20 protein-coding genes and 5 tRNA genes are annotated in these 19,169 nt (G+C 60.4%); 15 read left to right on the top strand and 10 right to left on the bottom strand.

Translation table 11 applies throughout. The annotated features are described in order from the left end of the window. Nucleotides 1-415: 415 nt before the first annotated feature. The 4 genes from EJD88_RS15105 to EJD88_RS15120 all read left to right on the top strand — a co-directional run bounded on the left by EJD88_RS15105 (nt 416) and on the right by EJD88_RS15120 (nt 829). Nucleotides 416-491, top strand: a tRNA-Asn gene (locus EJD88_RS15105). Between the two features lie 9 nt (nt 492-500). Further along, nucleotides 501-577, top strand: a tRNA-Pro gene (locus EJD88_RS15110). Nucleotides 578-582: 5 nt separating this feature from the next. Further along, a tRNA-Lys gene (locus EJD88_RS15115) sits at nt 583-658 on the top strand. Nucleotides 659-752: 94 nt separating this feature from the next. Then, nucleotides 753-829, top strand: a tRNA-Pro gene (locus tag EJD88_RS15120). Between the two features lie 175 nt (nt 830-1,004). Here EJD88_RS15120 and EJD88_RS15125 read toward each other — a convergent pair. The 3 genes from EJD88_RS15125 to EJD88_RS15135 are packed head-to-tail and all read right to left on the bottom strand — an operon-like array spanning nt 1,005 to nt 3,224. Beyond that, nucleotides 1,005-2,303: an NAD(P)/FAD-dependent oxidoreductase gene (locus EJD88_RS15125; protein ID WP_112193401.1), complete on the bottom strand. Its 1,299-nt coding sequence runs from the start codon at nt 2,301-2,303 to the stop codon at nt 1,005-1,007. Between the two features lie 60 nt (nt 2,304-2,363). After that, on the bottom strand, nt 2,364-2,537 hold the full coding sequence (locus EJD88_RS15130; protein WP_016976295.1) for a DUF3094 family protein: 174 nt from the start codon (nt 2,535-2,537) through the stop codon (nt 2,364-2,366). A 57-nt stretch (nt 2,538-2,594) separates the two neighbouring features. Further along, on the bottom strand, nt 2,595-3,224 hold the full coding sequence (locus EJD88_RS15135) for a DUF1780 domain-containing protein (RefSeq protein WP_099587043.1): 630 nt from the start codon (nt 3,222-3,224) through the stop codon (nt 2,595-2,597). A gap of 129 nt (nt 3,225-3,353) precedes the next feature. Between EJD88_RS15135 and EJD88_RS15140 the strand changes: the two genes are divergently transcribed. Beyond that, complete coding sequence (locus EJD88_RS15140) at nt 3,354-4,043, top strand: energy-coupling factor ABC transporter permease (RefSeq protein ID WP_158878376.1); 690 nt, start codon at nt 3,354-3,356, stop codon at nt 4,041-4,043. 76 nt (nt 4,044-4,119) lie between these two features. Next, nucleotides 4,120-4,335 carry a hypothetical protein gene (locus EJD88_RS15145; RefSeq protein ID WP_099587045.1) on the top strand — a complete coding sequence of 72 codons (216 nt, stop codon included), beginning with the start codon at nt 4,120-4,122 and terminating at the stop codon, nt 4,333-4,335. On the opposite strand, the gene yacG is transcribed toward EJD88_RS15145, so the two are convergent. Genes yacG through EJD88_RS15165 form a run of 4 tightly spaced genes read right to left on the bottom strand, consistent with a single transcriptional unit; the run spans nt 4,332 to nt 7,220 of the window. Further along, nucleotides 4,332-4,532, bottom strand: a complete 201-nt coding sequence (gene yacG / locus EJD88_RS15150; protein ID WP_099587046.1) for a DNA gyrase inhibitor YacG — start codon at nt 4,530-4,532, stop codon at nt 4,332-4,334. The genes EJD88_RS15145 and yacG overlap by 4 nt on opposite strands. Further along, nucleotides 4,529-5,152, bottom strand: coding sequence for a dephospho-CoA kinase (gene coaE / locus EJD88_RS15155; RefSeq protein ID WP_158878377.1), 624 nt, complete (start codon nt 5,150-5,152; stop codon nt 4,529-4,531). Before coaE ends, yacG begins: the two co-directional genes overlap by 4 nt. Further along, nucleotides 5,149-6,015 carry an A24 family peptidase gene (locus tag EJD88_RS15160; protein WP_099587048.1) on the bottom strand — a complete coding sequence of 289 codons (867 nt, stop codon included), beginning with the start codon at nt 6,013-6,015 and terminating at the stop codon, nt 5,149-5,151. The genes coaE and EJD88_RS15160 overlap by 4 nt, the downstream gene beginning before the upstream one ends. Next, nucleotides 6,012-7,220, bottom strand: a complete 1,209-nt coding sequence (locus EJD88_RS15165) for a type II secretion system F family protein (RefSeq protein WP_158878378.1) — start codon at nt 7,218-7,220, stop codon at nt 6,012-6,014. The genes EJD88_RS15160 and EJD88_RS15165 overlap by 4 nt, the downstream gene beginning before the upstream one ends. 202 nt (nt 7,221-7,422) lie before the next feature. Here EJD88_RS15165 and EJD88_RS15170 point away from each other — a divergent pair, with 202 nt between their 5' ends. The 4 genes from EJD88_RS15170 (at nt 7,423) to EJD88_RS15185 (ending at nt 9,866) form a co-directional block, all read left to right on the top strand. Continuing rightward, a complete protein-coding gene (locus tag EJD88_RS15170) occupies nt 7,423-7,836 on the top strand; it encodes a pilin (protein WP_112193410.1) in 414 nt (137 codons plus the stop codon). A 34-nt stretch (nt 7,837-7,870) separates the two neighbouring features. After that, the gene (locus tag EJD88_RS15175; RefSeq protein ID WP_158878379.1) at nt 7,871-9,271 is read left to right on the top strand and encodes an O-antigen ligase; all 1,401 of its coding nucleotides are present in this window, start codon (nt 7,871-7,873) and stop codon (nt 9,269-9,271) included. Between the two features lie 48 nt (nt 9,272-9,319). Next, nucleotides 9,320-9,392: transfer RNA gene (locus EJD88_RS15180), tRNA-Thr, on the top strand. Nucleotides 9,393-9,560: 168 nt separating this feature from the next. Beyond that, the gene (locus tag EJD88_RS15185) at nt 9,561-9,866 is read left to right on the top strand and encodes a DUF6388 family protein (RefSeq protein ID WP_158878380.1); all 306 of its coding nucleotides are present in this window, start codon (nt 9,561-9,563) and stop codon (nt 9,864-9,866) included. A gap of 73 nt (nt 9,867-9,939) precedes the next feature. On the opposite strand, the gene nadC is transcribed toward EJD88_RS15185, so the two are convergent. After that, on the bottom strand, nt 9,940-10,788 hold the full coding sequence (nadC, locus tag EJD88_RS15190; protein WP_158878381.1) for a carboxylating nicotinate-nucleotide diphosphorylase: 849 nt from the start codon (nt 10,786-10,788) through the stop codon (nt 9,940-9,942). A 242-nt stretch (nt 10,789-11,030) separates the two neighbouring features. Here nadC and EJD88_RS15195 point away from each other — a divergent pair, with 242 nt between their 5' ends. From EJD88_RS15195 to EJD88_RS15215, 5 genes are all read left to right on the top strand, one after another. After that, on the top strand, nt 11,031-13,181 hold the full coding sequence (locus EJD88_RS15195) for a DUF1631 domain-containing protein (RefSeq protein ID WP_158878382.1): 2,151 nt from the start codon (nt 11,031-11,033) through the stop codon (nt 13,179-13,181). Nucleotides 13,182-13,242: 61 nt separating this feature from the next. Beyond that, the gene (gene ampD, locus EJD88_RS15200) at nt 13,243-13,806 is read left to right on the top strand and encodes a 1,6-anhydro-N-acetylmuramyl-L-alanine amidase AmpD (RefSeq protein WP_158878383.1); all 564 of its coding nucleotides are present in this window, start codon (nt 13,243-13,245) and stop codon (nt 13,804-13,806) included. Continuing rightward, nucleotides 13,803-14,639: a regulatory signaling modulator protein AmpE gene (gene ampE / locus EJD88_RS15205; RefSeq protein WP_158878384.1), complete on the top strand. Its 837-nt coding sequence runs from the start codon at nt 13,803-13,805 to the stop codon at nt 14,637-14,639. Before ampD ends, ampE begins: the two co-directional genes overlap by 4 nt. Nucleotides 14,640-14,791: 152 nt before the next feature. Continuing rightward, nucleotides 14,792-16,822, top strand: a complete 2,031-nt coding sequence (locus EJD88_RS15210; protein WP_158878385.1) for a methyl-accepting chemotaxis protein — start codon at nt 14,792-14,794, stop codon at nt 16,820-16,822. Nucleotides 16,823-16,948: 126 nt separating this feature from the next. Beyond that, nucleotides 16,949-17,380 (top strand): hypothetical protein, encoded by a 432-nt coding sequence (locus tag EJD88_RS15215; protein WP_158878386.1) that lies wholly within the window; start codon nt 16,949-16,951, stop codon nt 17,378-17,380. On the opposite strand, the gene EJD88_RS15220 is transcribed toward EJD88_RS15215, so the two are convergent. Together EJD88_RS15220 and cra are read right to left on the bottom strand one after the other, a co-directional pair. After that, nucleotides 17,327-18,103, bottom strand: coding sequence for a TatD family hydrolase (locus EJD88_RS15220; RefSeq protein ID WP_158878387.1), 777 nt, complete (start codon nt 18,101-18,103; stop codon nt 17,327-17,329). The two genes, EJD88_RS15215 and EJD88_RS15220, sit on opposite strands and share 54 nt — an antisense overlap. A gap of 2 nt (nt 18,104-18,105) precedes the next feature. Continuing rightward, complete coding sequence (gene cra / locus EJD88_RS15225; RefSeq protein ID WP_158878388.1) at nt 18,106-19,101, bottom strand: catabolite repressor/activator; 996 nt, start codon at nt 19,099-19,101, stop codon at nt 18,106-18,108. Between the last annotated feature and the right edge of the window lie 68 nt (nt 19,102-19,169).

Consider the following 19,169-nt stretch of genomic DNA (forward strand, 5'->3'; position numbering starts at 1 on the left):
CTTGGTCTACGACCGACAATTTAAAAGCTAGCGTGTAATCGCGTTGGCTGCGCCTTTTTCTCGTATCCATTGAGTCCTCCTGAACAAAGGTCAGAAGGTGTAAACCTTATTCAGGACGGGACAGGCAAATAAGAGAAGGCCCCGCATCGCGGGGCCTTTTTTTTCGTTAGGGCGTTGAACTGTAAGGAAAAGGCTTGTAAAGTGCGCCCCGCAGCAACGTCAGCCCACGGGTTTCTTCTCCCCAAGAAGAAATCAGAAAGAAGCGCAAATCATTGTCTTAAAAGCAATTTAAAGGGTTGACAGGGGTTTTTAAGATTGTAGAATAGCGCGCCTCAGAGACGCTAACGTAGCGATACGGACAGGGTCGAAGAGGAAGGTTACAGAGCAGTAAAAGTTGTACTTTGAAATATGTAGTTCCGTGATAGCTCAGTCGGTAGAGCAAATGACTGTTAATCATTGGGTCCCAGGTTCGAGTCCTGGTCACGGAGCCAATTTCAAACCGGGGTATAGCGCAGTCCGGTAGCGCGCCTGCTTTGGGAGCAGGATGTCGGGAGTTCGAATCCCCCTACCCCGACCATATTTGGGTCGTTAGCTCAGTTGGTAGAGCAGTTGGCTTTTAACCAATTGGTCGTAGGTTCGAATCCCACACGACCCACCATTTTTGAGACCAGTTAGCGCTGGAATCGAATCTTAAGATCAGAGGCCAAAAGCGCTGATCGAAGAAGGCGACTGAAAGGTCGCCTTTTTTTTACCGGGGTATAGCGCAGTCCGGTAGCGCGCCTGCTTTGGGAGCAGGATGTCGGGAGTTCGAATCCCCCTACCCCGACCATATTAAAAATCCTCGTATCGAAAGATACGGGGATTTTTTTTGCGTGCGCAAAACTCAAGTGCCCTGAAAAGCTGATGTGGGAGGGAGCTTGCTCCCGATGCAGTGGTTCAGTTACCAAATACTTGGCTGACCCACCGCTATCGGGAGCAAGTCCCTCCCACATGGTTTTATGGTGTTAGTGAAGCTTCAGGCGCGGCTCAGTCCCGCGTCCAATCTTGCTGCCCAGCATCAACATCGCGGTGCGGAAGAAGCCATACAGCGCCATCTGGTGCATGCGATACAGCGACACATAGAACATCCGCGCCAGCCAACCCTCCAGCATCACGCTGCCGGTCAAGTTGCCCATCAGGTTACCCACAGCGGAAAAGCGCGACAGCGAGATCAGCGAGCCATAGTCGGTGTACTTGTACGACGGCAACTCCTTGCCCTCGATGCGCAGCTTCAACGACTTGGCCAGCAACGACGCCTGCTGGTGAGCCGCCTGGGCCCGTGGCGGCACGTTGCGGTCGGTGCCCGGTTGCGGGCAGGCGGCGCAGTCGCCGAAGGCAAAGATATTTTCGTCGCGGGTGGTTTGCAGCGTCGGCAGTACTTGCAACTGATTGATACGGTTGGTTTCCAGGCCATCAATGTCCTTGAGGAAGCCTGGTGCGCGAATCCCGGCAGCCCACACCTTAAGGCTGGCCGGAATCACCTGCCCGCTGCTGGTAATCAGTGCATCGGCGGTGACTTCGCTGACAGCCGAGTTGGTCAGCACGGTCACGCCGAGCTTCTCCAGGGTTTTATGCACGGGCCCGCCGATACGCTCCGGCAGGGCAGGCAGCACCCGTGGACCGGCTTCGATCAAAGTGATGTGCATGTTTTCCGGCTTGATCCGGTCCAAGCCATACGCCGCCAGCTCATGGGCGGCGTTATGCAGCTCGGCGGCCAGCTCGACCCCGGTGGCGCCAGCGCCGACGATGGCGACGCTGATCTGTTCAACCGCATCGGTCTGCCCGGCATGGGCACGCAGGTAGTGGTTGAGCAGTTGCTGGTGAAAGCGCTCGGCCTGTTTGCGGGTATCGAGGAACAGGCAGTGCTGCGCCGCGCCTTCGGTGCCGAAATCGTTGGTGGTACTGCCGACCGCAATCACCAGGCTGTCATAGCCCAGCACGCGCGCCGGCACCAGTTCGCGGCCCTCTTCGTCGAGGGTGGCTGCCAGTTGGATTTTCTTCTGCTCACGGTCGAGCCCGCTCATACGCCCCAGTTGGAACTCGAAGTGGTTCCATTTGGCCTGGGCGACGTAATTGAGTTCGTCTTCCGAAGAGTTAAGCGAGCCGGCAGCCACTTCATGCAGCAGCGGCTTCCAGATATGGGTCAGGTTGGTGTCCACCAGCGTGACGCTGGCGGTGCCGCGCTTGCCCAGAGTCTTACCCAGGCGGGTAGCCAACTCCAGGCCGCCGGCGCCGCCGCCGACGATAATAATACGATGGGTCATGGGGATATCTCGCAAGGCTAAAAGAAATCGGAGCAGTTACCCCCGCGAGCGCCAGGCAGCTCATAGCGTCAGGTAACTCAAAAGGCGGCTCAGCAGACCGAGCCCGATCACCACTACCAGCACCACACCAAGGAGCAGCCACGGCCGGAAAGGCTTGCGCTCGACTCGGTTCTGGGAGAGTTGCAGGTACTCTTCGACATGCTGTTGGTCGTCGGGGTTCAGGCGGCTGGTCATAGAAGGCCTCGTCAGGTAGACGTTGCAAAAGGGCGCCACGTTACAGTCGGGTTGGGATCAGAGGCTGATGCCCACGTCGAACACTATGCTGCGCCCCAGGTTGTTGCGCAAGAAATCCGGCGCGTCCGGGTGCGCGAACAGCACCCGTGCAAACGTCGGCCCGACCAGCGACAGCGAGCGCCACCCCTGGCGCAGATACTCGGTGGGCGGTGGAAAGTGGCTGTTGAGGTCCAGTACTTCGCGCTTGAGGCTGGTGAAGGCGACGATATCCAGCTCGCCCAGGTCCATCCCGCGCTCTTTATAGTTGTGCGCTTTTTTGCGCAGTGTGGGCCCCAGGCGCAGCAGGAATTCATGGGCGGGAATGCGTCGCGGCTTGGCTTCGCGCCGAACCAGTTGGCTGAGGGAGAAGGCACTGCGTCGGCGTAGCAATTCATCGCGCCATTCGTCGTTGAGTCGCCGCCCTTCATCCAGTACAAAAAACACCTCGAAACTGGCATCACGAAACAATACATCCGGCGGCTCTTGCCCCGCAGCGTGAAACTCTTCGGCGCGGTAGGGCACGTTCAAGCCTTGTAGCAGGCGCTGGCAGACCCAACGCTCACGCTCCCATTTGCGGGCATTGGACAGGAATGCGTTGGCTTGTTCGGCTGCTACGGTGAGCAGGCGCAAATAATCTGAGTCATCCATGCTTGCAGCTTAGCGTCCAAATGATGACTGCAGGAAGTCTCGCTGCAAAAGGGCGGTGTAGACTGACGACTCGACTTTAACTCCTGCAAAGAGGTGTGCGGTGAGCTTTTTTGCCTTGGTAGTTCACCCATGATCAGTGCCGCAGTGTTGGCGCCTGCAACCCTCGGCATCGGTTGGCTGCTGTACGCGCCGGTACTGCTGTGGGCCGCTGTGCGTTCGCCATGGGTTGAATTGTTCGCCGACCGGCGGCGCCAGCATCTGCTGTTCGGTACGGTGTTCGCGTTGTTCATGTTGTGGCTGGTGCGGCGTGATTTCGATACCGGTGTGTCTTACCACTTTATCGGCATGACCGCCGTGACCCTGCTGCTGGATTGGCCCCTGGCAATCGTAGGGGGCTTTGCCGCCCAGTTCGGTTTGATGCTGCTGGGGCGTCAGGATCTGGCAGCCCTTGGTATCAACGGCCTGCTGCTGATCGTGCTGCCGGTGCTGGTCACCGAAGGTTGCGCGGTGCTGGTCGAGCGTGCGCAACCGCGTAATCCTTTTGTGTATATCTTCTGTTCGGGTTTTTTTGCCGCCGCGCTGTCGGCCTTGCTCTGTCTTCTGCTGGGGCTGGGTTTACTGTGGTTTGACGGACGTTTTGCAATGCCCGAATGGCTTGAAGATTTTGTCGGCTACCTCTGGCTCATCATCTTTCCCGAGGCATTTATCAACGGCATGGTCGTCAGCGCTCTGGTGGTGTTCTGCCCGGAATGGCTGGAGACCTTCAACCGCACCCGCTACCTCTCTGCGCCCTGGAAGGATGACGAATCGCAGCGTTGATCCAGATCAAATCCAGTACGAGCAAGCAGGCCCATGCTCAGCCAAATTTTAGATGAGTAAGGCGGGAGCACGGATCATGGGTGTGTATGAGTGGGCACGGCAGGAGTTGCGCAAAAGCCAGGATTCGGCGCAGGAAATCGGTTTTGACCCAGGCTTGACCCTGCGCGCCATGCTCAGTGCGGTGGTGCAGCAGAGCAAGGGCGTGCGCAGTTTTGAAGACTTGGCCGACGAGCTGCAATACCTTGCAGAGAACCTCGACGACCAGCAGGAATACGCCTTTATGCGGCCTTAATGGCGCGGCGACAGGTCTTCGGAAAACAGCTCGTCCTCGGCATCCGGGGCCACGGGAATCTTGTGCTCTTCAGCGGCCCAGGCGCCCAGGTCGATGAGTTTGCAGCGGTCCGAGCAGAACGGCCGGTTGAGGTTGTCGGTTTTCCATTCCACGGGTGCGCCGCAGGTTGGGCAGTCGACGGTCAAGGGTTGGCTCATGATCGGCCTCCACGCAAAGTAAGGTAAAAGTGGTGCAGTCGCTCGACCTCGCTGTGCAGCCAGGCGAGGTCCTGGTCATTGACCAGCACGTCATCGGCATGGTTCAGGCGGTCTTCACGGCTGGACTGAGCCTTGAGGATCGCCTGCACCTGTTGCTCGCTGATGCCGTCGCGCTGCAGGGTACGCTGAATCTGCAGCGATTGCGGCACGTCGATCACCAGGATGCGCTGGGTCATGCTGTATTGGCCGGATTCGATCAGCAGCGGCGACACCAGGATCGCGTATGGCGAGCGCGCGCGCGCCAGGTGGCTGCGAATCTCCTCGCCGATCAGCGGGTGCAGCAGGCCTTCCAGCCATAGGCGCTCTTCGGGTACTTCAAAGATCAGCTTGCGCAACGCGGCGCGCTCCAACTGGCCGTCGTGCTGCAGCACGCCGCCGCCAAAGTGTTCGACGATGCGGGCCAGCGCCGGCCGGCCAGGCTCGACTACCCAGCGGGCGGCGTGGTCAGCGTCGACCAAGTCGATGCCCAGGTCGATAAAGTGCTGGGCCGCCGCGCTTTTACCGCTGCCGATGCCGCCGGTGAGGCCCAGAATCCAGGGTGTTGCAACAGAAGTGGTCATCTGAAACCGACAGACTGCAAATAGAAGTCGGTTATTTGACCACCCCAGAGCAATGCAATCCAGCCGGCAATTGCCAGATACGGACCAAATGGCATCGGTGCCGACGCCTGGGTCTTGCGCACGCGCATCAGGATCAGCCCGCTAAACACGCCTACCAGCGACGACATAAACAGCGTCATCGGCAAAATCTGCCAGCCACCCCAGGCGCCTAGCAAGGCCAGTAACTTGAAGTCACCGTGGCCCATGCCGTCCTTTCCAGTGACCAGCTTGAACAGCCAGAACACGCTCCATAGGCTCAGATAGCCGATCACCGCGCCCCAAAGGGCATCGGGCAATGTGGTCAATAATTCAAAACTGTTGACGATCAACCCCAGCCACAGCAACGGCAGCACCAGCACATCCGGGAGCAACTGGTGGTCTGCGTCGATCAAACTCATCGCCAGTAGCCCCCAGCTCAATAGCAGTACCGCTGCCGCTTGCCAGCCAAAGCCGAAATGCCAGGCGACCCAGGCCGAGATCAGCGCGCACGCAAGTTCGGTTAACGGGTAGCGGGCGCTGATGGCGCCTTGGCAATGAGCACAGCGTCCCCGGAGGATCAGGTAGCTGAGCACGGGGATATTTTCCCAGGGCCGGATTGGGTGATCACAGTGCGGGCAGCAGGAATTTGGGCGCATCAGGTTGTAGGTCGGCCCTGCAGGCTCGGCAGGCAAACCGAGCACTTCATGGGCCTGGGCGCGCCATTCCCGTTCGAGCATTTTTGGCAGGCGCCACACCAGCACATTGAGAAAACTGCCGACGATCAGCCCCAGTACCGATGCTATCGCCACAAATGCCCAGGGGGACTCACTCAACAGTAGGTTCAAAATGCGCTCCCCAGTTGGAAGACCGGCAGGTACATGGCGATGACCAGTGCTGCGACGATGCCTCCCAGAACCACCATGATCAGCGGTTCCATCAGGCTGGTGAGGCTATCGACCTGGTTGTCCACGTCGGTCTCATAGTGGTTGGCGACTCTTTCCAGCATCTGTTCCAGCATGCCCGATTCTTCGCCGATTGCCGTCATCTGGATCGCCATGCCGGGAAACAGACCGCTGTTGGTCATGGATTGATTCAACTGCATGCCAGTGGATACATCGTGACGCATATGTTCGATTGCCTGTTTGAACGGAGCATTGCCCACGGCGCCGGCGACTGAGTCCAATGCCTGTACCAGTGGAACACCGGCGGCAAAGGTGGTGGAAAGCGTGCGGGCGTAGCGGGCCACGGCGGATTTTGTCAGCAGTTTGCCTGCCAGGGGCGCTTTCAACAAACCGGTGTCCAGCCAATAGCTGAAACCCGGCGATGACCGATAGGCCTTCCGCAGCCCCATGGCTGCGAAGGCAATGCCCAAGGCCAGCATCCACCAGGCTTGCTGCATGAACGCCGACAGGGCGATCACCTGCAAGGTAAACGCTGGCAGTTTGCCGCCGACCCCGGCGAACAGCGTCTGGAACTGCGGCACAACGTGGACCAGCAGTACGCCGGTGACCAGGCTGGCAACCACCAGCACCGCAATGGGGTATGTCATGGCCTTTTTGACCTTGGCCTTGAGTTGCTCACTCTTTTCGCGGTGGATCGCCACACGCTCCAGCAGGGTCTCCAATGCGCCGGCCTGCTCGCCGGCGGCTACCAGGTTGCAGTACAGCTCATCGAAGTAGCCCGGCTGTTTGCGCAGTGCGTCGGCCAGGCTGGCGCCAGCTGCGACCTGCTGTTTCAGCGCCTGCACCAGCTCACGCACGGCGCGGTTGTCGAAGCCTTCGTTGATGATGTCGAAGGCTTGCAACAGCGGAATTCCGGCGTTCAGTAGCGTGGCCAGTTGGCGAGTGAGCAGGGTAATGTCAGCCGCCTTTGCCGACTGGGCCAGGCCTGGCAGCATCGGGGATTGCTTGCGCACGCGACCTGGGCTGATCCCTTGCAGGCGCAGTTGTGCCTTGACCAGGGCAGGGTTATGCCCTTTGGTCTGCCCGGACACCCTGCGTCCTTTGCGGTTGATGCCTTCCCAAGCGTAGATCGTTGAAGGGTTGTTCATGTCGCGGTTCCGCATACAAGTCATCGAAGATTTATAGCGTAGTCAGGTGACGGATCCGGGCATGCCGATGGCGCCGGATAAAATGTCAGAATGTGCGTCTTGTGCGCGATTGACCGCTTGCGGGTGAGTACACTGGCGCCGCTGAAAAAAACGGGGTGCAGGACGCGCCTTGTCATGAGTTTTATTCTGGAGAGTGAATGTGATGAGTCAGAAAGGCTTTACCTTGATCGAGTTGTTGATCGTCGTGGCAATCATCGGCATTTTGGCCACCATCGGCCTGCCGATGTACACCACACACCAGGCCAAGGCCAAGTTCACTGCCGGCTTGGCTGAAATTACCGCGTTGAAGGCCGGTTATGAGGACACTATCAACCAGGGCACCGTACCCACCGTGACCTTGATCGGTGGCACCAGCCCCACCGCCAACTGCAAAATCGATGTGGCAGGCGACGTTGCTACGGGCGCGGGCTCCATCAGTTGCGAAATACTCGACGCGCCCGCGCCGGTGCTGGGCAAGACCATCAACCTGACGCGCAGCGCCACCACCGGTTGGAAGTGCACTACAACCGCTGAAGAGAAATATGCCAGCAAGGGTTGCAGCGCTGGCGGTGCATAACTGCTGAACCATCCACAGGGACCAGAGGTGGCCGATGGCGTTATCCGTACGGCAGCGAGGCGGGGCTTTCCTGGTAGCAGTGGTGTGCTTGCTGACGATTGGGGTTTGCGCACCGTTCGGTGGGCATGATCTGCAGCGTGTAATGCAGATTGCCATTGGGCTCTGCGCGGTACTGTACGGGTTGTCGGTTTCCGCGCTTGAACCCTTGGTGGACAGGCACACGGCCTGGGGCCTGGCGCTGATTATTGCGCTGGGCCTGCTGTCTTCGGCGCAGGCCCATCAGCCGCTCTGGGCATTCACCGAAGTGGCGTTGCTGGTCAGCTGCGCGGCAATCGCCGTAGCGTTTGCCTTGCTCCGCCGTCACGGTGGGGGCGCGATGGATCGAGTGCTGATCCTGGTTGTGCTGCTGCTATGCCTGATCAAATCCATTCAATATCTGTACGCCGGCGCGCTGGTGCTTACCAGCGGAGCGCTGACGCTGGACCCAGACCTGTTGCTGTCCGGCTTTTCCAACAAGCGCTTCTACGGTCAATTCCAGACATTCACGCTGCCGTTACTGGCGCTTCCCCTGCTGATACCCAAAGTCTCCCGCGCTGTGCGAGGCGCAGTGTTTGCGTTGTTGTGCGTCTGGTGGCTGATCGCGATCAGCGGGGGGACGCGCGGCACATGGCTGGGGATGGGCGCGGCGGGTTTGCTGCTGGCACTGCTGGGGCCTTGGGGGCGACGCTGGCTCGGATGGCAGTTGGCCGCTGTTGTCGGCGGGCTGTTGCTGTACTGGCTGGCGTTTACAGTACTGGCCGATCACTTGGGGATTGTGCTCTCCAGTGGTGCTGGTGATCGCCTCACCACCTCGCTGTCGGGTCGCGGTCCGATCTGGTGGCAGGCGTGGCATATGCTCGTCGAACGTCCGTGGCTGGGGTTCGGGCCGATGCATTTTGCCGATATTGCCAACAAGATCGCCGCCCATCCACATCAGTCTGTCTTGCAATGGGCCAGCGAGTGGGGTGGGCCATCGACCTTGATCGTTGCTGCTTTGGCGTGGCGCGCTGGCTGGGCCACGTTTGGCGTATTGCGTGAGAGGGCTCTGTCCGCCGAGCGCGCTGACCTGATGCGCTTGTGCCTGTTTGCCGCGTTGGTCGGCGCGTTAGTGCAGTCCATGGTCGACGGTGTGACCGTGATGCCTAATTCCCAGGTCTGGCTGGCGTTGCTAATAGGCTGGCTGATGGCCCTGCATGTGTGGCGTGCCTCGGCAACGCCTGCACTGCCACTGGGCTGGGAGATATGGAAAGGACTGAGTGTGCTGGCCGTTGGTCTGTTGATCGTGATTGCACTGCGTGATGTGCCTCACATCGCGCAAGCCCAGCAGCAATACCTGCGCGCCGAGGGCGATCACCTGCAACCGCGCTTCTGGGCTCAAGGCGTCATTGCCCGCTAAGGGACGTAAGTTGCCGGACGCCCGATGCGGTGCTAGCTTTAGCCCACCGCCCGTGTAGCTCAGTTGGTAGAGCAGCGCACTCGTAACGCGAAGGTCGCAGGTTCGACTCCTGTCTCGGGCATAAAGGCACTACTGCTTGTTTTAGATGCAATGTTTCAAAGGCAATGTTTTCAGATGATCCCAGAATGGTTCTGAAGGCCAGGCGAGTCGGCATTCGTGCCCGCTCTTTTGTATCTGCGCAACCTTGATGACCCAGATGCATCCCCATTCCTCGATCTAAGAGAACGACATGACCACGACTGAAATGACCCAGGAAGTTCAGCATCAAGCAGCCCTTGATAAGTACCTTGAGGCAACGCCGCAGCTTAAAGAAGAGATCAAGGACCTGAGCGCCGATGATCAGCGTGACCAGATCCAGTGGGCATTCGAGGACGAGGCCGAGAGCCAGGGTTTCCAGCCTTGGGAACTGACGCTCAAATACACCTCGACACCGGAAGAGTTCGAAGCCGCACGGCTGGCCTTGCACAAAGAGGCGGCCGAGGTGCTGGGTGTTGAGTGGAACGAGTATTGCGAAATGAATAATCTGGTGGTTTGAAAGCAGCGGCATGTCTCAAGCTGCAAGTGGTCATACGGCCTCTTGCAGCTTGACGCTCATCGCTTGCAGCGCCTCATATGCTGAGTCGCATCGACAAATCCACTGCCTTCACATCCTTGGTCATCGCCCCGATGGAGATGTAATCCACGCCGGTTTCAGCGATGGGCAGCAGGGTGCTTTCATTGATCCCGCCGCTGGCTTCCAGCTTCGCCTTGCCGCCGTTCAGGCGTACGGCCTCACGCATATCCTCCAGGCTCAACTCATCAAGCATGATGATGTCGGCGCCCGCCGCCAGTGCTTCGCGCAGTTCTTCCAGGCTTTCCACTTCGATTTCCACCGGCTTGCCGGGTGCGATCTTGTGGGCGGCAGTAATGGATTGGGCGATACCGCCGCAGGCCGCGATATGGTTTTCCTTGATCAGGAATGCGTCATACAAACCGATGCGGTGGTTGTGGCAGCCGCCGCAGGTCACGGCGTATTTCTGCGCCAGGCGCAGGCCGGGCAGGGTTTTGCGGGTGTCCAGCAGCTTGACCTGGGTGCTGGCAACAAAATCTGCGAGGAACCGCGCGCGTGTGGCGACGCCGGACAGTAACTGCAGAAAGTTCAGGGCAGAGCGTTCGCCGCTGAGCAGCGAGCGCGCCGGGCCTTCGAGGTGGAACAGGGCTTGGTCGGGGCTGACCCGTTCGCCGTCGGCCACTTGCCAGTGTACGGCGACCCGTGGGTCCAGTTGGCGGAACACGGCGTCCACCCAGGCCGTACCAGCAATGACCGCACTGTCGCGGGTAATGATGGTGGCCGTGGCCAGGCGTTCGGTCGGGATCAACTGCGCGGTAATGTCGCCGCTGCCGATGTCCTCCAGCAGTGCACGGCGCACGTTGGCTTCGATTTCGGCGGTGAGGTCGGCAAGACGGAGATTCGGCATAACAGGCTCCACAAACAAAGTGCCCCGATTATAGGGGCAGCGTGCACTCGAACCCAGACTCACCGCTGATTTACCGCGCAATCTCAGAGTTTGCTGGCGCAACGGGGCTCATTTGCAAGATAATCTCGCGCCTTGCAATTGGCGTCATAGCTTTGACGTGCTGGTGAGTACCGGTTTCGACAGCGCCTCATGGGCCTGTACCCGATCTTTCCCAACCAATACCGCCGTTTCAGGAGGCCAGGATGCACAATGACGGAAAGGTGGTGCCAATCAACAGGGCACACGCCACGCCATCGCCGCTCGCGCGCCTGCCGGTGGTATTGCTGCAGGTTCGCGACAAGGCCGCGCAGCAGTTGCAGCACGGGCTGCAGGAGCTGTTCGATAACGCCGACGACACGTTGTTCGAGATGGCCGACAAGGCCCGCAGCAACGTGGACCATCATATTTTCTTTGAAGCCATGCGCGACTTGCGCCTCAAACGCAAGAACTTCGAGCGTGTGTTCATGGAGCGGCTGTTCGAAGCCTTTGGCGGCCTGGGCCAGGCGGGACGCGGCGAGCTGCAGATGGTGCCGGTGGTGTCCTATGAAGCGGCGCCAGGTTCATCCAAGGATGAGCTGGAAAAAGCCGTTGCACTTGAGACCATGCTCGGCCGCGTGCATCACCGTGACGGGCTGGCGTTGGGGCAACTGACCGCGCGCTTGAGTGCCTTGCTGGGCAATCACCTGGATGACCGTGAAAACCCCTTGGGCCCGGCGCTGCTGTGCGAGTTTTTCCTGCGTGCGGGGCGCAGTCTGGGCGTTGAGATCCGCGTCAAGCTGATCATGCTCAAGCTGTTTGAGAAGTACGTACTCAGCGACGCGGACCAACTGTACGGTGAAGCCAACCAGTTGCTGGTCGCCACCGGCGTGTTGCCGGACCTCAAGGCCGCGCCGTCCCGCCGCCCCGGCGAGCGCGCCACCCGTGATTACCCGCGTGAGGCGGCACTGCCCAGCGCCGAGCAACCCGTCGACGAAAATGGCCAGCAAGCCTTCACTGCCTTGCAGGCGCTGTTGACCGCCGTGCGCGGTAGCGTGTCGCCTACCCTTGAGGCCAGCGCCGAACCCCAGCCCATCGCCACCCGCGACCTGTTGCGGCTGCTGTCGCATTTGCAGCAGTACGTACCGGAGCCGCAGGTCGAGGATGATTTCGACCTGCGTAACCAGCTTGAGCAATTGCTCACGCGGGTCAGCGTCAAGAGTGGCAAATCGCGGGTGGTGGAGGAAGCGGACGAAGACGTGATCAACCTGATCGCCCTGCTGTTCGAATTTATCCTCAATGACCGCACCGTGCCGGACGCCTTCAAGGCCTTGATCGGCCGCCTGCAGATCCCGCTGCTGAAAGTGGCGGTGCTGGACAAGAGTTTTTTCAGTCCCTCCGGCCACCCGGCGCGGCGCCTGTTGAATGAAATCGCGGCGTCCGCCATGGGCTGGAGCCCGGTCGATGACTACGCGCACGACAGCCTGTACCTGCGCATTGAGCAGGTGGTTCAGCGTTTGCTCAATGAGTTTGCCGAGGACCCGGCGATTTTTTCCCAGTTGCTGACCGAATTCACCGCGTTCACCGCCGATGAGCGTCGGCGCCGCGAGTTGCTCGTACAGCACACCCGTGACGCTGAAGAAGGGCGCGTACGAACTGAAGCGGCGCGTGCACGGGTGGCCGAGGTGCTCAACCGACGGCTGTTGGGCAAGGTGTTACCGCGAGCGGTGGTGCAGTTTCTGCAACAAGCCTGGAGCCAGGTGCTGTTGCTGGCCAGCCTCAAGCACGGCGAGCAGTCGGTGCAGTGGCAGGCAGCGCTGCGCACCATGGATGAGTTGATCTGGAGTGTGAGTCTGCCGCAAGACACCGACGCCGCAGGCCACTTGTTGGTGCAGTTGCCGGGCTTGCTCAAGGCCCTGCGCGACGGGTTGACCAGCGCGGCCTTCGACCCCTTCAGCACCCGAGATTTTTTTGTTCGCTTGCAGGCCCTGCATGTCCAGCCGCCCGAAGGTGTCGATGGCTTGATCGAAGTGCGCGAGCCTTTTGTGCTCAGTGCAACGCCGCCCGATTCAGCCCAGGAGCTGCCGGCGGATGATCCGGACCTGCTCAAGGTGTACCAGCTGCGTATCGGTGGCTGGGTCGTGTTCCAGCCAGATCAGGGCAGTGCCCTGCGATGCAAGTTGATGGCGATCATGGCGCCGGCCAATACCTATGTTTTCGTCGGCCGCACCGGGCTCAAAATCATGCACAAAAGCGTCGGCCAACTTGCACTGGCGTTCAAGCGTGGCGCGCTGCACACCCTGGACGATGGTCCGCTGTTCGAACGGGCACTGGCGGCGGTGGTGGGCCAGTTGCGTCAACTCAATCGCGGCAAGTGATCGCAACCGCGGGGTCGAACGCGGCATACTGGTCACACTTAGTCACGTTCAAGGATCCTGTATGCAGTTGGACCCCGTCAGCGGTTGGTGCCAGGGCATTCGCCATTGCCCGTCCCCCAACTTCAACGAGCGCCCCGCAGGCGAAATCTCACTGTTGGTGGTGCATAACATCAGCCTGCCACCGGCGCAGTTCGCCACGGGCAAGGTGCAGGAATTTTTCCAGAATCGCCTGGATGTCACGGAACATCCCTACTTTGAAGGGATTGCCGACCTACGGGTGTCTGCGCATTTTCTGATTGAGCGCGACGGTGCGGTGACGCAGTTTGTGTCCTGCGTCGACCGGGCCTGGCACGCCGGGGTTTCATGTTTCGAGGGGCGTGAAACCTGTAACGACTTTTCTTTGGGGATAGAGCTGGAAGGCACGGATGACCTGCCGTTCACCGACGCCCAATATAGGTCGCTGATCGACCTGACACTTCAGTTGCGGACCGCCTACCCCGGTATTACACCGCAGCGTATCTGTGGTCACAGCGATATCGCCCCGGGGCGTAAGACCGATCCCGGCCCCGCTTTTGATTGGACGCGCTTTCGCAGCGCTCTGCAGGATGGAGGACACGCACGATGAGTTTTCTGGTGTTGGTGCTGGCGGTGTGGATCGAGAAGTTTTCGGCCATGCGCCAGCGATTGCAGCGTGATGGCGGCTGGTTGCGCGAATTGGCCAAGCTGGAATCGAGCCCGCGCCTGGGCAAACAACCTTGGCTGATTCTGGCTCTGCTGGTGCTGCTGCCGGTGGCGTTGCTGGCGTTGTTGCTGCTGGTGCTGGAACCGGTGGCCTATGGTTTGTTGGCGTTGCCGGTGCACCTGCTGGTGGTGATCTACAGCCTGGGCCGTGGCGACCTGTTGGCCGGGCTTGGGCCGTTTCGCGATGCGTGGCGCCGGGGCGATCTGCAAGCCGCCGAACATGTGGCTGAACGCGATCTGAAAATCGGTGCCGACAGCGGTGAGCAGCTGCTGGAACGCGTCCAGGGCCATCTGTTATGGCAGGCCTACCAGAGTTTTTTCGCAGTGATCTTCTGGTACTTCCTGTTGGGCCCGGTCGCCGCACTGGCCTACCGGCTGTTGGCCCTGGCCAGTGAATACAGCCAGAACCCACTGGTGGCCGAGCGCGCTGGGCAGTTACGTCACGCATTTGACTGGTTGCCGGTGCGTCTGCTGGCGGCCAGCTTTGCCTTGGTGGGCAACTTCGTTGCGGTCAGCCGTGTGATGCTTCACGAGTTGCTGAACTGGGACATCAGCGCCGCGCAACTGGTGGAGAAAGTCGGCCTGGTCGCCGCCGAAATCTCACCGCCGGTGGTCGGTGCAGACGGCATCAACAGCCTGGATCGCTTGTGGGAGCTGCTGCTGCGTGCGGCGGTGCTGTGGTATGCCGGGTTCGCCATCTGGACCGTGCTGCCTTGACCCCCCGGACAGGAGCGAGTCCTTCGCTCCTGTCGTTAACCTTAAGTTACAAAACTCCCTTGCAAATTGAGCTATACAGACAGAACGCCAAATAGTGGCTTTCTGCCGCCGCCCTGCGCCTCAATAAAAATAAAATAAAAGGGAGTTCACCTGTGAAGAGCTTGCTCTATCCCGCCATCGCGCTGATGAATCGCCTGAGCTTCGGCATGAAGTTCAGCCTGATCAGCGTGTTGTTCCTGCTGCCGATGCTGGCGACCAACTATTATCTGGTGCGTGATTCCTGGCGCGAATTCCAGGGCACCCGTGTCGAACTGCAAAGCCTCGATCTGCTTGGTAGTAGCCTGGCCTTGCGCCGTGATCTGGAAACCCTGAATAACCAAGTGCAGATCAATGCAACCCTTGGTCAGTCCGCTAAGGCCGCAGACCTTGAGGCCAGGATTGGCAGCTTGGAGCAGAGCGTGCTCGCCCGTCTGCAGGGCCTCAACCCGATGGCCACCGAGCCTGAGCAAATCACCGTGTTTGAAGGCAAGCGCGACGAGTTGATCGCGGCCTTCAAGACCCAGCAACAGGAAACCTCGTTGCTGAGCAAAAGTGCGCTGATCGGCAAGTTGCTCAACAAGGCGCAGATACTCAGCCAGATCATCGCCAGCCAATCCGGCTTGAGCCGCGACTCTCAGAGCGATTTACGCCAACTCAGCGAACTGATCACCAGTGTCACGCCCCAAGTCACCCAAGTCTTGGGAGAAGGTCGGGCGATGGGCGCTTATTCCCTGGGCCAGGGCTTCCTCAATTCCTCCTCCAGCACGCGTTTTGACGAGCTGCTGCAACAGCTGGAAAAACTCCAAGCCGAATACGGCTTGAAATTGCACGATGCCCTCGGCTCCAGCACAGCCGCCCACGCCGCCCTGGAGGGGCTGGCGAAGGCCAGTAACGCCAGCCTCAAGCAAGGCAGCGAGCTGTTTGAAGAGCAAGTGGTGATGGCTGAAACACTCGACGCACCCTGGCAGGCTTTCTACGACAGCGTCAGCCAATTGATGGCCCAGACCTATCAGCTCGATGACGCCACCCTGATGTTCCTCGGGCAGCAACTGGAGCAGCGCCTGGCGCAGAATCGCACGCACATGGTGGTACTGGTCTCGGCGCTGACGGCGGTGTTTCTGCTGATCTTCTACCTGTACGCCGGCTTCTACGCCTCGACGCGCACCACCCTGCGCCGCCTGGGGGCGATGATGGACAAGGTGGCGGCCGGCGACATGACCGTCACGTTTGTCGCCCAGAGCCGTGACGAGTTGGGCGATCTCGGCCAGGTGTTCAACGGCACTGTGGCGAAAATCCATGACTTGATCGAACGCGTCGGGCACACCGTCAGCCAGGTCGAACTCCAGGCCGGTCAAGTGGAAACGGTGTCGGCCCGCAGCAATGAGGCGGTCTCTGGCCAGCGCATGCAAATCGAACAGGTCGCCACGGCCATGAACCAGATGTCGGCCACCGCCCAGGAAGTGGCGCGCAGTGCGGCGGCAGCGGTCAGCAGTGCGCACAGCGTCAACGACGAAACCGTCAATGGCCGTGGCCTGGTGCAATCCCAGCAGGGCAGTATTGCGCGGCTGGCTTCGGAGATCGATGCGTCGGTACGGGTGATCAACCAATTGGCCAGCGACAGCCAGGCCATCAGCAGTGTGTTGGAAGTGATCAAAAGCATCGCCGAGCAAACCAACCTGCTGGCGCTCAATGCGGCGATTGAGGCCGCCCGGGCCGGTGAGCAGGGGCGTGGTTTTGCGGTGGTGGCCGATGAGGTGCGCACCCTGGCCCGGCGGACCCAGCATTCCACTGAAGAAATCGAACAAATGATCAGCCGTCTGCACGCCGGTGTCGGCGCAGCCGTGAAGGCCATGGGTACCAGCCATGAAATGGCCAGCGGCACCGTGGGCGAATCGGAAAAGGTCCAGCAGGCGCTGGAAAATATCCTCGGTGCCGTCGGCATGATCGTCGACCAGAACCAGCAGATTGCTGCCGCTGTGGAGCAGCAGACCGCCGTCGCCCACGATATCGACCAGAACATCGTCGAAATCAACCGGGCCGGCGAACATGCGGCCCAAGGCGCACATCAGACCGAGGCGGCGAGCCGGCAGCTTTCAGTGCAGGTGATCGAGCTGAAGCAATTGATCGGCGCGTTTCGTGTGTAGGGCGGCGGGGTAGGATTAGTCTCTTGTGGATGTAGTGCCTGTCTGGATTTCCCTGGGTGCCTTTTTTGCTCGCGGGAATGAGTGAGAATTTATTTCACTCATTCATGATCCAGGGGAGGCATGACGATGACCACTGCCGTCGGCATCAAAGGGCACTGCGCCCATTGCGATATCACGTTTGAACTCAAGCCTTGGCAGCTCAACGCCATCGCTATCGAAGAGCCCTTCGACTGCCCTTACTGTCAGCGGGTGTTGGAGCTGAACTGCCCCCGGCAATTGCGCCACTTCAAGGCGCTGGACCACTGGGCGCTGGTCCGCCCGAGCATGGCGGTGTTGACCAGCATGGTACTGATCGTGGCGTTGGTGACGGAATGGGTGGGGCTGATCAGCGTGATCGGGCAGCTCAACGTGTCACTGGTGGTGCTGTTGGTGCACTTTTTGGTGTTGCGCTACGCCCGGCATCGGCAACGCATGACCCTGAATCTGCAAGCGGTGACACCTGTGCTACCAATTGAACAGCTCGCACGCATTGCGTGTGCTCGCCTCGGCCAGCAATAGCGGGCTGGTGCCCATGCGCTCGGCCAGGGCGGTGCAGATCGCCGGCAGGTGCTCAGGGCTGTTGCGCTGGCCGGGGTACATGGCCGGTGCCATGTCGGGTGCGTCGGTTTCCAGTACCACCGCATCCAGCGGCAGTTGCGTGAGCACCTTGTGCATGCGCAGCGCCTGGGGCCACGTGGCGGCGCCGCCCAGGCCAAGTTTGAAGCCCAGCTTGATGTACTCGCGGGCTTCTTCCCTGCTGCCGGCAAACGCGTGGATGATGCCGCCCCGTGGCAGGCGGATACGCTTGAGGGTCGCGATCACGGCGGCGTGGCTGCGGCGTACGTGCAGCAGGGCCGGCAGCTGGAAGTCCACGGCCAGTTTGAGCTGCGCTTCGAACAGGCGTTGCTGGCGTTCGCGGTCCAGGTGTTCGAGGAAGTAATCCAGGCCGATCTCGCCCACCGCGCACAGTTGCCGATGGCCGTGCAGGCGGCTCAGCCAGTCGCCCAGTTCCGTGAGGTCGGCGGGGCGATGGTCATCCAGGTACACCGGGTGCAGGCCGAAGGCCGCGAACAAACCTTCATCTGCCTGCACCAGATCCCACAAGCGCTGCCAATTCTGCTGATAGACCCCCAACACCACCATGCGCCGCACCCCGAGTGAGCGGCTGTGCGCGAGGACTTGCGCGCGATCGCTGTCGAAGTCCGCAAAGTCCAGGTGGGTGTGGGTGTCGATCAGATCCACGTTCAGGCCTCGTGGATTCGCTGTTTGAAGGTCCGGCCGATGGCGTGCACGCCCGGCTGGTACTGTTCTTCTTCAATCGCGGCCAGGGCCAGGCGCAAGGCGGTGTCGGCAATCAGTTGATGTTGCTGGGCCATGGCGTTGACCGGCAGCGGCAGGAAATCCAGCAACTGCGTGTCACCAAAGGTGCCCAGGCGTAGCGGGCGCGACTTGAGCGGGAAGTCATGCAGCGCGTCAAACACACCCTGCAACAGCACGTAGGACGTGGTCACCAGTGCGTCAGGCAAATGCCCCAGTTGTTGCAGAAGTTGCTCCATCAACTGTCGGCCGCAATCACGGCTGAAGGATTCGCCGTGTTCGACGATCACTTCACCCGTGAAGCCTTGCAGCGCTTCACGGAAACCGGCGGCACGCTCCTGGCTGATGCTCAACTCGGGCCGCGCGCCGATCAGCACGATCTGCTTGGGCAGCGGCTGCAACAGGCTGCTGGTCAGTTGCTGGCACGCCTGGCGGTCGTCGCTGACCACGGAGCAGAACTGCTCGGGCTCCATCACCCTGTCGATGGCGATCACCGGCAAGCCCTTGGCTTGCAGCTCGCGGTAACTGTGATCGCTGGCGGGCAGGCAACTGGCCACGAACAACGCATCGCACCGCCGTGCACGGAACAGTTGCAGCAATTGGCGCTCGCTGTCCGCCTCATCGTCGGAACTGGCAATCAGCAACTGATAACCGCGCGCACGGGCGCCCTGTTCCAATAGCTTGGCGATTCGTGCGTAACTGGGGTTTTCCAGGTCGGGCAGGATAAAGCCCAAGGTGCGCGTGTGCCGACTGCGCAGCCCGGCGGCCTGTGGGTTGGGGGTAAAGCCATGGGCTTGGACCACGGCACGCACCCGCTCGACGGTGGCGCTGCTGATGCGTTGCTGTTCGGCCTTGCCATTGATGACGTAGCTGGCGGTGGTCACGGACACACCGGCCAGACGTGCGATATCACTGAGTTTCAAACCGGGATTTCCTTGTTTTTTGGAGCTTGCCCCGACATTTTTTCCAATCGTAACCGATTCCTGGGTAC

Source organism: Pseudomonas sp. PB105 (genome assembly GCF_009764655.1).
GTDB lineage: Bacteria > Pseudomonadota > Gammaproteobacteria > Pseudomonadales > Pseudomonadaceae > Aquipseudomonas > Aquipseudomonas cyclaminis.

Coding starts and splice junctions, on each gene's coding strand:
- EJD88_RS15125 (WP_112193401.1), bottom strand. CDS start 2,303: ATGACCCATCGTATTATTATCGTCGGCGGCGGCGCCGGCGGCCTGGAG.
- EJD88_RS15130 (WP_016976295.1), bottom strand. CDS start 2,537: ATGACCAGCCGCCTGAACCCCGACGACCAACAGCATGTCGAAGAGTAC.
- EJD88_RS15135 (WP_099587043.1), bottom strand. CDS start 3,224: ATGGATGACTCAGATTATTTGCGCCTGCTCACCGTAGCAGCCGAACAA.
- EJD88_RS15140 (WP_158878376.1), top strand. CDS start 3,354: ATGATCAGTGCCGCAGTGTTGGCGCCTGCAACCCTCGGCATCGGTTGG.
- EJD88_RS15145 (WP_099587045.1), top strand. CDS start 4,120: ATGGGTGTGTATGAGTGGGCACGGCAGGAGTTGCGCAAAAGCCAGGAT.
- yacG (WP_099587046.1), bottom strand. CDS start 4,532: ATGAGCCAACCCTTGACCGTCGACTGCCCAACCTGCGGCGCACCCGTG.
- coaE (WP_158878377.1), bottom strand. CDS start 5,152: ATGACCACTTCTGTTGCAACACCCTGGATTCTGGGCCTCACCGGCGGC.
- EJD88_RS15165 (WP_158878378.1), bottom strand. CDS start 7,220: ATGAACAACCCTTCAACGATCTACGCTTGGGAAGGCATCAACCGCAAA.
- EJD88_RS15170 (WP_112193410.1), top strand. CDS start 7,423: ATGAGTCAGAAAGGCTTTACCTTGATCGAGTTGTTGATCGTCGTGGCA.
- EJD88_RS15175 (WP_158878379.1), top strand. CDS start 7,871: ATGGCGTTATCCGTACGGCAGCGAGGCGGGGCTTTCCTGGTAGCAGTG.
- EJD88_RS15185 (WP_158878380.1), top strand. CDS start 9,561: ATGACCACGACTGAAATGACCCAGGAAGTTCAGCATCAAGCAGCCCTT.
- nadC (WP_158878381.1), bottom strand. CDS start 10,788: ATGCCGAATCTCCGTCTTGCCGACCTCACCGCCGAAATCGAAGCCAAC.
- EJD88_RS15195 (WP_158878382.1), top strand. CDS start 11,031: ATGCACAATGACGGAAAGGTGGTGCCAATCAACAGGGCACACGCCACG.
- ampD (WP_158878383.1), top strand. CDS start 13,243: ATGCAGTTGGACCCCGTCAGCGGTTGGTGCCAGGGCATTCGCCATTGC.
- ampE (WP_158878384.1), top strand. CDS start 13,803: ATGAGTTTTCTGGTGTTGGTGCTGGCGGTGTGGATCGAGAAGTTTTCG.
- EJD88_RS15215 (WP_158878386.1), top strand. CDS start 16,949: ATGACCACTGCCGTCGGCATCAAAGGGCACTGCGCCCATTGCGATATC.